Genomic DNA, 11,107 nt, shown 5'->3' with positions numbered 1-11,107 from the left:
GGGCGGGTTCGAGCCCGCCCGGGCCGCCGCGACGCCGGAAGCGGCGCGCGAGGTCCAGCAGGCGAGGATCGTGCTCGACCTTCGGGTACTGTTCGCGCCTCAGCGAGCGCTCGATCTCGGCCCGTCGCTTGTCCATGGCCGCATCATAGCACGGCAAGGCTGAAGCGCGGACGCCCGCCCTTCCCGCGCAGTTCCGCAGGCCGCCGGCCGGCGGCGGGCGGTGGTTTCGTGCGTTCAGAACAGCAGCGGCAGGGCCACCACGGCGGCGACGCCGATCACGTTCCAGGCCACGATCCGCGCCGCGGCGCGGCGGCGATTAGGTGACGGGCGGACCTGGCGTCGGGGGGGCGGCGGCAGGTCGCTGGTCGCCACGACGCGGTACGCGCCTTCGATGATTTCGGGAATCGCCATCGCCCTCTCCGCTCGTCCGAATACCCAAGCCTAGGACGCGCCGCGGGGCGGGTTTGCGACATGGCGGAGGAGATTTTGTGGGGAGGGGGTGGAGGGGGGCGCGGTCGCGCGAGACTGCGGATCGGGTGGCGACAGGGTCGGCGGGCTGATAGACGGCCGCCGTTTCCGTCGGGAGGTCGAGGATGCCGTTCAGCCGTATGCGCGAAACCCTGCGGATCGCGTCCCTGCAGTATTCCACGCCCGAGCAGTTCCTGCTGAACGCCGCGGACTATGGGGTGGTGAGCGCACGGCCCGCCGCGGACGCGGGCGTGACGTTCCGGGGCCAGCCGGCCGAGCCGTGGTTCGAGGGGGTTCCCGTCAAGCCCTCCTCGCTGGGGGATGGGAAATCGTGGCTGCTGGTCCGCGCGCAGAAAGCCAACGACCTGCAGCCCATTCCGGTCTGACGCGTCGGCGGCCGGGCCGGGTCCGCAAAGGCGGAGTCAGCTTGCGCTGGCGGGGCGCTGGCGGCGGGCGCGGACGGTGTGGCCCATGAGGCCGAAGCCGAGGATCATGAGCGCCCAGCTCGCCGGCTCGGGGACGGCGGCCTGGGCCTCGAAGCCGCGGACGAAGTCGAAGCCGGTGTCGGGGCTGACCGCGGTGTAGTCGGTGATCTCCTGGCCGGCGACGACGAGCTTGCTGATGCCCTGCCAACTGACGGTGTGCCCCAGGTCGCTGGTGAAGACGGCAGAGTTCGGGCCGAAGCCGCCGGCGGAGGCGGACGCGATGGTCTCGACGCGCAGGATGACGTTGGCGGCCTGGCCGAAGACAACGTCGAAGGTGACGGTGCGCAGGCCGAAGGCGGACCCCGAGGTGATGAACCCGTTCGTGGCGTTCCCCTGGCTGGAGTACGCATCGACGTAGGACTGGCCGTTCAACGCCGTCGTGGCGCGCCAGAACACCGAGCCGCTCCAGAAGTCGCCGCTGTAGACGCCGCCGGCCGAGCCGTTGACCAGGATGTCGGCGGTGATCGTCGCGACCGTACCGTCGGCGAAGGCGTTCGAGCGCAGGAGGAAGGTGTCGTTGTATTCGGCGTAGGCGCTGGACGTGCCGGACGCGGAGGTGCAGCAGCCGGGGGCGAAGGCCTCGGCGCTGCCGGTGGAAAAGGCGTGGACCGCGCCCACCTGCGCCTGGGCGGACGAGGAACTGGAGGCCCGCGCCGACTGGTCGAAGGCCCGGTCGGTGGCGCTGTAGGACGACGTCTGGGCCGGCGCGTCGGAGCGGATGTTCTTGGGATCGCCCGGTCCCGGCGTCTGGATCGTGCCGGAGTCGGCCGTGGTGCCGACGATGAAGAGGGCCGCGTCCGCCGGGGACGCCGACAGGGCGCCGACCACCAGCGCCACGACAGGCGCGATCGCGCCGAACTTGTGCCGAACCAACACTCTACGTCCCCATGAGCCCTGCGGGCCGCAGGCGGCCCCTCGCCCAAAATGAGCACCCGGCGGGGCCGCGCGATCAATAGTACGAACATCCTACGCGCTTGCCGCCTTGACACGGGGCCGGCGCCTCCGTTGGCTCGGAGGCGTGAGCATCAGCGTTCCAAGGCGCGTTCAGGAGGCGGTCGCGGAGATCTATCGCGGCATCCTCCACAGCCCCATCGAGACATTCAAGGAGACCACCCTCCAGGGGATCGGCGCGCTGCTGCCGTACACTTCCGCGGTCTGGGGCTCCGGGGTCCATTCCAGCAACGAGATGCTGGGCATGAGCTCGGTGGGGCAGCCGCTGGAGGGGCTGCTGAGCTACGCCGCGCGGTGGCAGTCGGAGGACTTCGTGCGCGCCGCAGCGGTGGCCCGCCCGGGCGTGGCGCTGCGCAACGAGGACGTCATGCCCCTCGCCGACTACCACCGGACGCCGATCTACCGCGAGTTTTCCCGACCGAGCGGCATCGAGCACGCGCTGATGATCGTCGAGCACAACGCCGTCACCGACCTGGCGGAGATCGTCGCCCTGTTCCGTTCGGACCCGGAGGCGCCGTTCGGGGACGAGGAGAAGGCGCTGCTCGAGCACCTGGCGCCGCACATGGTGGCGGCGTGGCGGCAGTCGCAGCTCGCGCACCACTATCGCGCGGCCGTCGCCAGCCCCGGCATCGGGCTGGCCGGCCACGAAAGCTATGCGGTGACCGACGACCGGGGACTGGTGCATGCGGCGGGCGAGCACTTCTGCCTGGCGCTGCTGGACGTTTCGCCCGGCTGGGTCGGCCCGCGCCTGCCGGCGGCGTTGCAGGACCTCGTCGGCGGCGGCCGCGCCGCCTTACAGATCGGCGACTACGAGTTCACCGTCCGGCGCGCGAACGAGCGGCGGCTGTTCGCCGTCTCGCGGCAGGTGGGCGCCTTCGGCCTGACGCCGGCGGAGACGCGCGTGGCCCGGCTCTATGCGGAGGGGCTCTCGCAGCGGGACATCGCCCTTCGGCAGGGTGTCAGCGCGGCCACCGTCCGCAACCAGATCGCGTCCGTCTATCTGAAGCTGGACGTGCACTCGAAGCTGCAGCTCCTGCGGGCGCTGAACCACGACGGCTGAAGGCCCGAGCGCCGGCGGCGCGGCCGCCTCAGCCGATGGTGTCGCCTTCGGCGCTCTCGCCGGGGGCGGCGGCGGTCGGAGCCTGGCGCAGGGTCTGGCGCTCGTCGGCTTCCGGGCCGAGGGCGCGCTGGGCGCGGTCGCGGTCGGCGGGGGATGGCGGCGTGGCCGCTGGGGCGCGGCGCCGCGGACCGACCGCGGGCGGAGCGGGCTCCAGGTCGAGGGCCCTGCGGTTCTGTTCGCCCATGGGGTTCCTTTCGCGGCGGGCTGGCGTCGATGCGGGAACGCGGGCGGCGGAGAATGGGTCCGGGGCGCTGCGGCGGGTTGATCGGCGCTGCCGGCGCGGCGCATGGTGGCGCGTGGCTCCCGCAGAACAGCTTCGGCGCGCCGTCGCTTGTGTAGCGATCCTGAACCTAGCCTATTTCGGCGTGGAACTGAGCGTGGCGCTGAGGATCGGGTCGGTCTCGCTGCTGGCCGACAGCGCCGACTTCTTCGAGGACGCGGCGGTCAACCTGCTGATCTTCGCCGCGCTGGGCTGGTCGGCGCGGGCGCGCGCCCGGGCGGGCATGGCGATGGCCGGAGTGCTACTGATTCCGGCGCTCGCGTTCCTCTGGACGCTCTACCGGAAGCTGGCCGACCCGGCGGCGCCCGACGCGCTGCAATTGGGGCTGACAGGGACCGGGGCGCTGGTCGTAAACCTCGGGTGCGCCTTCCTGCTGGCGCGCCACCGGACGCAGGCCGGCAGCCTGACGAAGGCGGCCTTCCTGTCGGCCCGCAACGACGCCTACGCCAACCTCGCCATCATCGCCGCAGGGCTCGCCACCGCCCGCTGGCCGTCGATCTGGCCGGACGTGGTGGTGGGACTGGGCGTGGCGGCCATGAACCTGGACGCGGCGCGCGAGGTCTGGACCGCGGCGCGCGAGGAGCACACGGAGGCGCCGAGGGCCTGAGGGCCGCGGGCGCGCGCCGGGCGGGCCGTCAGCCGAAGGGATCCGCATCGTCGAAGAGCGAACGGCCGGCCACAATGGGCAGCATCGGAGCCGCCGGGTCGGAATAGACGAAAGGATCCGGCGCGGGTTCGCCGGGCGCAGGTTCGCCCGCAGGACCTTCCACGGCAGACGGCGCGTCGACCTCAGGCGCGGGCGGGACGTCGTCGTCCGCCGGCGGAGCCTGCCCGGCGGCCGGCGGCGGCGCGGAGGGGACGTAGCCGGCGAGCTTGCCGTGGGCGTTGTACCAGTAGTCGGCGTAGTCCTCGGGCGTGTTCCCGCCGACGCGCTGGACCCAGGCGTCGGAATGGCGGTCGTTGCCGGCGCCGTAGTACTCGGTGAAGAAGGCCTGGAAGACGTCGGGCCGGTCGGCGAGGATCTTCGCCAGCGGCACGCCGTCGAAGGTGGTGCGGCCGGCGACGACGGCTTCGGCTCCTTCCAGCGGGGCGCCCTGCGCCGACGGCGCGCCGGGGGTATAGCCCTGCCAGGCGCCGTAGGTCTTGTACCAGTAGCGTGCGTAGTCCTCGGGCGTGGCGCCGCCGACGCGGTCGATCCAGGCGTCGGAGTTGCGGTCGTTGTTCGGGCCAAAATACTCGCGATAGAACGCCGCGTAGACGTCGGGACGGTCGCGCAGGATCTGGGCGGGATCGACGTGCTCGCCGGCGGGAATGGCCCAGGGCGAGGTCCAGGCCGGCGGATCATCCTCCCCGGCGAACGCAGCGGCCGGCGGCTCGGGCAGAGCGTCGTCGGGCTTAGCATCGTCAAGGGACGGCGGCGCAAGCTGCGGGTCCGCGGATTGCGCGGGCACCCTCTCTTCCGCCGCAGGCTCCTCGGCGGCCGCCGGCGTCCGAGTGTCGGCAGCCAACAGGATGCGGCCGGCGAGGTGAAGATCCAGCTCGCCATCGGCGTCGGCCAGCGCCCGGAAGTCCAGGACAGGGTCCAGGGTGTCGTCGCGCAAGATCAGCTCCCAACTCTCCTCGTATTGAGGCGGGAGGATCACGACCGCGTGGCGGCGGGCAATTGTAAGAAATTTATAAGCGCGCGCGAGAACCTGCGCGGACCTCTTGGTTTAGCCGGCCGCGGTGTCCGGTGATGGGGCGAGAAGGTGGAGGTTGCGGGCGCGCAGCTCGGCGGCCGCCTCGTCGTAGAGGAATGGCAGGAAGGCGTAGCGGATGCCGCGGGTGACGGGCGTGGCCTCATGCAGGAGGCTGCAGGAGAAGACCACGGCGCCGCCGGTGGGCGGGCGATATGTGCGCGAGCCGAACTCCGGGAAACGCAGGTCGCCGCCCTCGAATGCCTCGGCGTTGAGGTTGATGGAGACGGCGAACCGGCGGTGGGCGGTGCCGCCGGTCGTGTTGTCGCGGTGAGCGCGGAAATAGCCGCCCTCCTCCGCGTCGTAGCAGGCGACGATGAAGCGCTCGACGCGGGTCGCCTTGAACTGGAAGGCCTTCTCGATCTCGGGCAGCAGCCTGCGAGCGAGGCGGCCGCGGACCTCAGCCAGAAGGCCGGGCTCCTCGATTACCGCGTCGCGGCGCTTCTTGAAGGCGTCGAGCACGCCGATGGTCCGGCCGCCACGCTCGCGCATGACGCCCGAGGGGACACCGCCCTGGGCCTGGTAGAGGCCGATCAGCCTGCGGCAGAGGTCGGGCTCGAACACACGGGGCACGATCAGGACCGGCGCCGAGAGCGGCACGCCCGCGTGGTCGTCCGGCGCGCCGAGGCGGATCAGACCCGCCAGCGTGCGGGCGCCCTCAGCGAGCGGCGCGGTCCCCAGGACGCGCATGGAGGGATCGAGGACCACCCACTGGGGGACCACGTGGCCGGCGGCGTCCTCGGCGTGGAAGAGGCGGCGGATATCGCCGGTCCAATCGCCGAACCAGCGCAGGGGCGGACGGTCGCCCTCGCGGGCGCGGTACGACGCTTCGTCAGGCAGGACGCCGAAGAAGATGCGCTGGTCATCGGCGAACGCGGCCCGGTGCTGCAGGACCAGTTCGATGGCCTGGTCGCGCTCCGGACCGGGCGGGGGCAAGAAGGCGAGCAGCACGTAGCGGCCGCCCAGGCTGCTGAAGGCGAACTCCGGGTTGACGTGCGAGGGCGCGGTGAACATCGGGGCCGGCGCGCCGGCGAGCAAGGCCATGGAATCTCTCGGCAGGACGTCGGGTGCGGAGGCGCGGCTCTCGGGCCTGGGAGTGGGGGGCTCCAGCGGATCGGATGGGGGCCGGACCGCTCGAACAGGCGCGCGCCTCCGCGGCCATGTGATGGAGTCGCCGCGGCCTTGGCGGCAAGTATATGAAACCTATAAACTCCGATCGCGCCCGGGCCGGCTATGAGCGTCGAGAACTGGCGTACAGGACCCGCGTTGCCGCCCCAGCTCCGAACCTTGCTGCGATATGCCGGCGCGGTCGCCATCGTGGCGGCGGCCAGCCTGCTCGCGGACACGTTCTCGCGGCTGACCGGGACGAGCCGGCTGACCAGCATCTTCCTGTCGAGCGTGCTGCTGGCGGCGTTCTACCTGGGCGTGGGGCCGGGCTATCTGGCGGCGGCTACGGCGCTGGTGGCGCACCTCTACCTTGTGGACCCGCCGTACAAGTTCTCGCTGGGCTCGATCGACGAGATGAACGCGCTGTTGCTGTTCACGGCCGCCTCGTTGCTGACCTGCCTGCTGGCGGGGCGGGTGCGGGAGGAGCGGCGGGTGACCCAGGCGCGGTCCCGGGCGAACGCCTTCCTGCTGGAGGCTACGCGGGAATTCTCCGCGATGTCGGACGAGGCGCTGATCCGGCAGCGGCTGGCGGAGCGGCTGGGCGTGCTGGCCAGCGGCGAAGCGGTGGTGGAGGACGACGCCGACGGCCAGGAGGCGGCGGCGCGGAGGGCGGACGGCTGGACATTCCGGGCCTTGGGGGTCGGGGGGCAGACGTTCGGGGCGGCGGGCTGGCGCGGCGCGGCGCGCAGCCGCGAGGACGAGGCGGCGCTGGACCTGCTGACCGACACCGGCGCGGCGGCCATCGCCCGGGCGCGGCTGGCCGCGGCGAAGACCGAGGCCGAGACGCGGGCCCGGACCGAGGACCTGCGCAACGCCCTGCTCTCCTCGGTGTCCCACGACCTGCGGACGCCGCTGGCCACGATCCTGGGCTCGGCCAGCAGCCTGCGCCGGTTCGCGGAGACCTTCGACCTGGAGACACGCCGCGACCTGGCGGCGACCATCGAGGAGGAGGCGGCGCGCCTGGACGCCTTTGTCTCCAACCTGCTGCAGATGACCCGGCTGGAGGCGGGGGCGGCGCCGTTCCGACGGTTCGGGTTCAGCCTGTCGGAGGCGGTGCGGGCGACCGTCGCACGGCGGGTCCGCGGCCAGGCGCCGGCGGTGGACGTCCAGGTGGAGCCCAGCCTGCCCGAGGCCTCTGGCGACCCGGCGCTGTTCGAGCAGGCCCTGGGCAACGTGGTCGACAACGCCCTGCGCTACGCCGGCGCGGCGGGTCCGGTGCGCATCCACGTCGGGCGGCGGGGGGATCGTCTGTGCGTGACGGTTCAGGACCAGGGCGCGGGCGTGGACGAGCCGGACCTGGAGCGCATCTTCGAGAAGTTCTTCCGCACCTCGTCGGCCGAGAAGCAGAGCGGCACCGGGCTGGGCCTGGCCATCAGCCGCGGCCTGATGGAAGGCATGGGCGGGACCGTGCGGGCCGCCCGCGGCGAACGCGGCGGACTGCGCGTGGACCTGGAACTCCCGACGGCGGCGGCATGACCGAGACCACCACCATCCTGCTGGTCGACGACGAGCCGCAGATCGCCCGCTGGCTGAACCCCTCGCTGCGGGCCGCCGGCTACGCGGTCGACAACGCCGAGACCGGGACCGCCGCCCTGGCGCGCGCCGCGGCGGGGCCGTGCGAGCTGATCCTGCTGGACCTCGGCCTGCCCGACATGGACGGCAAGGACGTGATCGCCCGGGTGCGCGAGTGGTCGGAAATGCCAATCATCGTGCTGTCGGCCCGGGACCAGGAGGCGGAGAAGGTGACGGCGCTGGACCTGGGAGCCGACGACTTCGTCAACAAGCCCGTCGGGATCGACGAACTGCTGGCGCGGATCCGGGCGAGCCTGCGCAACCGCGCCCGGCGCGCGACCCAGGCGCCCGTCTTCCGTTCCGGCGACCTGGAGATCAACCTGGCGGCCCGCCGGGTGAAGGTGGAAGGCGAGGAGATGCGCCTGACACCGCGCGAGTACGACCTGCTGAAGGCGCTGGCGCGGCACGCGGGCATGGTGCTGACCCACGCCCAGATCATCGCGCTGGTCTGGGGCCCGGACGCCTCGGTGGAGGCCCAGCACGTGCGGGTGCTGATGGCGCAGCTTCGCAACAAGATCGAGGCCGACCCCTCGAACCCGCGACTACTGCTGACCGAAACCGGCGTGGGCTATCGCCTTCGCAGCGACGACGACGGGTGAAGGGCACGCGGCGGCCGCCAAGCACAACCAGAGGGCGACACAATCTCCCGTAAGTCTGACGCGACGCCAATTAAGCATATTCGGGAAGTCGTTAGGTAAATCTACTTATAGACCTAATTATCGAATACCCCGTTTTGGGTACCAATACTCCCGATCGAGCGAGCGAAATGTCGCAAGCGCCAGAGCGGTTAGGATGCAGTTAAGCACCTTCCGCAAAACGTCGTTCACGTTGCAATCAAGCAAGAAACGGCAAGGAGCTCAGACGTGATCGGCATGGGTAAGGCGGGCCAGGCGGCGCCGCATCTGGTTCTGGACGCGTTGAGCCGTTCGCTGGCGATCATCGAGTTCGACCCGAAGGGCAACATCCTGACGGCGAACGAGAACTTCTGCGAGGCGATGGGCTATTCCCTGTCGGAGATCCAGGGCCGCCACCACAGCCTGTTCGTCGATCCGGAAGAGGTGAAGCAGCCCGCGTACGCCGCTTTCTGGCAGAAGCTGGCGCGCGGCGAGTTCGACGCGCAGGAATACCGCCGGCTGGGCAAGGGCGGGCGCGACGTGTGGATCCAGGCCTCGTACAACCCCGTGAAGGGCCGCGCCGGACGCGTCATCAAGGTGGTCAAGGTGGCCGCCGACATCACCGGCGAGAAGGCCAAGACGATGGACTTCGAGGCCCGCATGTCGGCGCTGTCGCGCGCGCAGGCGGTGATCGAATTCGCGACCGACGGCACCATCCTGTCGGCCAACGAGAACTTCCTGAAGACCCTCGGCTATTCACTCGACGAGATCGTCGGCAAGCGCCACAGCATGTTCGTGGAAGCGGACTATGCGAGATCGCCCGAGTACGCCGACTTCTGGCGGCGCCTCAACGCCGGGCAGTTCGTGGCCGACGAATTCAAGCGGATCGGCAAGGGCGGCAAGGAGGTCTGGATCCAGGCGTCCTACAATCCCGTGTTCGACTTCAAGGGCCAGGTCACCAAGGTCGTGAAGTACGCGACGGACGTCACGGGCCGGGTCAGGGCCGTCAACGAGATCGGCAACGGCCTGTCTCACCTGGCGCGGAACGACCTCACCCATCTGATCAACGAGCAGTTCGAGCCGACGTTCGAACCGCTTCGCAAGGACTACAACACCGCCGCGAGCTCTCTGCGCGAGGCGATGGCCGGCATCGGCGGGGCGACCCACGCGGTGACCGCCGGCGCCGACGAGATCGCGCGCGCCTCCGACGACCTTTCCCGCCGCACCGAGCAGCAGGCGGCGAGCCTGGAGGAGACGGCGGCGGCGCTGGACGAGATCACCGCCGCGGTGAAGCGCAGCGCCGAGGGCGCGCGGGCCGCCACCGGAGCCGCATCCGCCGCTCGCGAGGAGGCCACCCGTTCGGGCGCCGTGATGCAGGACGGCGTGCAGGCCATGGCCGAGATCGAGGCCAGCTCGCGCCAGATCACCCAGATCATCGGCGTGATCGACGAGATCGCCTTCCAGACTAACCTGCTGGCGCTGAACGCCGGCGTCGAGGCCGCCCGGGCCGGCGAGGCCGGGAGGGGCTTCGCCGTGGTCGCCCAGGAAGTCCGCGCGCTGGCCCAGCGTTCGGCCGAGGCCGCCAAAGAGATCAAGACGCTGATCTCGAACAGCACCAACCAGGTGGAGCGCGGCGTGCGGCTGGTGGGCGAGACCGGCGAGGCGCTGACCAGCATCGTCACCAGGGTCACGGAAATCGACCGGCTGATCGCCGAGATCGCCCAGTCGTCGCAGGAGCAGGCGACCGGCCTCAGCGAGGTCAACACCGCCGTCAACCAGATGGACCAGGTGACCCAGCAGAACGCGGCGATGGTGGAAGAGGCGACCGCCGCCTCGGCCCAACTGAAGCGCGAGGCGGCCGAACTCGCGAGCCTGGTGTCGAAGTTCAAGGCGGGCGAAGGCCCAGCCCTCCGGCTCGCCGCCTCCAACCCCCGGCCCCAGGCGGCCGCGCCGGCGCCGCCCCCCGCGCCGCGGGGCGCCCAGGCGCTGCAGACCAAGCTGAGCGTGGCGGTGGCGGCCGACGCGTGGGACGAATTCTGAGCCGAGCCGTCCGCCGCTACTTGCGGAAGTAGCCGTGGATGCGTTCGGCGAGTTGCTGGCTGACGCCCTCGACCTTGGCGAGGTCCTCGACGCTGGCGCGGCTGACGCCGCGGGCGCTGCCGAAGGCGTGCAGCAGGGCGCGCTTGCGGCCGGGGCCGACGCCGTCGATCTCGTCGAGGGGGTTCTTCTTCATGTCCATGGCGCGCTTGGTGCGGTGCGTGCCGATGGCGAAGCGGTGCGCCTCGTCGCGGAGGCGCTGGAGGTAGTAGAGGACCGGGCTCTTGGGTTCGAGCATGAAGTAGGGCTTGCCCGGGATGTAGAACCGCTCCAGCCCGGCGTCGCGGTCGGGGCCCTTGGCGACGCCGACGACGGGGATGTCGTCGACGCCGAGGTCGGCCATGATCTCCACGACCACGCCCACCTGCCCCATGCCGCCGTCGATGAGGACGAGGTCCGGACGGACGACGTCGGCGAGCCCCTCCTCCTCTTCCTTGACCAGCCGGCCGAAGCGGCGGCGCAGCACCTCCTTCATCATGCCGAAGTCGTCGCCGGGGGTGAGGTCGGTCCCCTTGATGTTGAACTTGCGGTACTGGCTCTTCTGGAAGCCCTCGGGGCCGGCGACGATCATGCCGCCGACGGCGTTCGTGCCCATGATGTGGCTGTTGTCGTAGACC

The 11,107-nt window shown here is 71.1% G+C and carries 12 protein-coding genes; 6 read left to right on the top strand and 6 right to left on the bottom strand.

Going from position 1 to position 11,107, the window contains the following annotated elements:
- Window positions 1-234: 234 nt before the first annotated feature.
- Window positions 235-411: a hypothetical protein gene (locus tag Q0L11_RS04655; protein ID WP_296595707.1), complete on the bottom strand. Its 177-nt coding sequence runs from the start codon at window positions 409-411 to the stop codon at window positions 235-237.
- A 182-nt stretch (window positions 412-593) separates the two neighbouring features.
- On the opposite strand from Q0L11_RS04655, the gene Q0L11_RS04650 reads away from it, so the two are divergent.
- On the top strand, window positions 594-854 hold the full coding sequence (locus Q0L11_RS04650; protein ID WP_296595705.1) for a hypothetical protein: 261 nt from the start codon (window positions 594-596) through the stop codon (window positions 852-854).
- A gap of 36 nt (window positions 855-890) precedes the next feature.
- Here Q0L11_RS04650 and Q0L11_RS04645 read toward each other — a convergent pair whose 3' ends face one another.
- A complete protein-coding gene (locus Q0L11_RS04645; RefSeq protein ID WP_296595704.1) occupies window positions 891-1,829 on the bottom strand; it encodes a PEPxxWA-CTERM sorting domain-containing protein in 939 nt (312 codons plus the stop codon).
- Between the two features lie 142 nt (window positions 1,830-1,971).
- Here Q0L11_RS04645 and Q0L11_RS04640 point away from each other — a divergent pair, with 142 nt between their 5' ends.
- Window positions 1,972-2,964 carry a helix-turn-helix transcriptional regulator gene (locus tag Q0L11_RS04640; RefSeq protein WP_296595703.1) on the top strand — a complete coding sequence of 331 codons (993 nt, stop codon included), beginning with the start codon at window positions 1,972-1,974 and terminating at the stop codon, window positions 2,962-2,964.
- Between the two features lie 28 nt (window positions 2,965-2,992).
- On the opposite strand, the gene Q0L11_RS04635 is transcribed toward Q0L11_RS04640, so the two are convergent.
- Window positions 2,993-3,208 carry a hypothetical protein gene (locus tag Q0L11_RS04635; RefSeq protein WP_296595702.1) on the bottom strand — a complete coding sequence of 72 codons (216 nt, stop codon included), beginning with the start codon at window positions 3,206-3,208 and terminating at the stop codon, window positions 2,993-2,995.
- A 112-nt stretch (window positions 3,209-3,320) separates the two neighbouring features.
- On the opposite strand from Q0L11_RS04635, the gene Q0L11_RS04630 reads away from it, so the two are divergent.
- Entirely contained in the window at window positions 3,321-3,911 is a 591-nt protein-coding gene (locus Q0L11_RS04630) for a cation transporter (RefSeq protein ID WP_296595700.1), read from the top strand.
- A gap of 28 nt (window positions 3,912-3,939) precedes the next feature.
- Here the strand turns inward: Q0L11_RS04630 and Q0L11_RS04625 are convergent, their stop codons facing one another.
- Both Q0L11_RS04625 and Q0L11_RS04620 read right to left on the bottom strand, forming a co-directional pair.
- A complete protein-coding gene (locus Q0L11_RS04625) occupies window positions 3,940-4,905 on the bottom strand; it encodes a hypothetical protein (protein WP_296595699.1) in 966 nt (321 codons plus the stop codon).
- Between the two features lie 111 nt (window positions 4,906-5,016).
- Entirely contained in the window at window positions 5,017-6,084 is a 1,068-nt protein-coding gene (locus Q0L11_RS04620) for a 2OG-Fe(II) oxygenase (RefSeq protein ID WP_296595698.1), read from the bottom strand.
- A gap of 189 nt (window positions 6,085-6,273) precedes the next feature.
- Here Q0L11_RS04620 and Q0L11_RS04615 point away from each other — a divergent pair, with 189 nt between their 5' ends.
- The 3 genes from Q0L11_RS04615 (at window position 6,274) to Q0L11_RS04605 (ending at window position 10,433) form a co-directional block, all read left to right on the top strand.
- A complete protein-coding gene (locus tag Q0L11_RS04615) occupies window positions 6,274-7,683 on the top strand; it encodes an ATP-binding protein (RefSeq protein WP_296595696.1) in 1,410 nt (469 codons plus the stop codon).
- Window positions 7,680-8,378 (top strand): response regulator transcription factor, encoded by a 699-nt coding sequence (locus tag Q0L11_RS04610; protein WP_296595694.1) that lies wholly within the window; start codon window positions 7,680-7,682, stop codon window positions 8,376-8,378. Before Q0L11_RS04615 ends, Q0L11_RS04610 begins: the two co-directional genes overlap by 4 nt.
- Window positions 8,379-8,651: 273 nt before the next feature.
- On the top strand, window positions 8,652-10,433 hold the full coding sequence (locus Q0L11_RS04605) for a PAS domain-containing methyl-accepting chemotaxis protein (RefSeq protein ID WP_296595709.1): 1,782 nt from the start codon (window positions 8,652-8,654) through the stop codon (window positions 10,431-10,433).
- Between the two features lie 16 nt (window positions 10,434-10,449).
- On the opposite strand, the gene Q0L11_RS04600 is transcribed toward Q0L11_RS04605, so the two are convergent.
- Window positions 10,450-11,107: helix-hairpin-helix domain-containing protein (locus Q0L11_RS04600; protein WP_296595692.1), on the bottom strand; the 658-nt coding region annotated here is incomplete at its 5' end.

This window comes from Phenylobacterium sp. (genome assembly GCF_024508875.1).
In the GTDB taxonomy this organism is placed as follows: domain Bacteria; phylum Pseudomonadota; class Alphaproteobacteria; order Caulobacterales; family Caulobacteraceae; genus Phenylobacterium.
This window is presented reverse-complemented; position numbering and strand designations above follow the sequence as displayed.

Bases quoted from the DNA above. Each gene is read 5' to 3' on its own strand.
- Q0L11_RS04605 (WP_296595709.1), top strand. From the start codon at position 8,652: ATGGGTAAGGCGGGCCAGGCGGCGCCGCATCTGGTTCTGGACGCGTTG.
- Q0L11_RS04635 (WP_296595702.1), bottom strand. From the start codon at position 3,208: ATGGGCGAACAGAACCGCAGGGCCCTCGACCTGGAGCCCGCTCCGCCC.
- Q0L11_RS04650 (WP_296595705.1), top strand. From the start codon at position 594: ATGCCGTTCAGCCGTATGCGCGAAACCCTGCGGATCGCGTCCCTGCAG.
- Q0L11_RS04620 (WP_296595698.1), bottom strand. From the start codon at position 6,084: ATGGCCTTGCTCGCCGGCGCGCCGGCCCCGATGTTCACCGCGCCCTCG.
- Q0L11_RS04610 (WP_296595694.1), top strand. From the start codon at position 7,680: ATGACCGAGACCACCACCATCCTGCTGGTCGACGACGAGCCGCAGATC.
- Q0L11_RS04655 (WP_296595707.1), bottom strand. From the start codon at position 411: ATGGCGATTCCCGAAATCATCGAAGGCGCGTACCGCGTCGTGGCGACC.
- Q0L11_RS04615 (WP_296595696.1), top strand. From the start codon at position 6,274: ATGAGCGTCGAGAACTGGCGTACAGGACCCGCGTTGCCGCCCCAGCTC.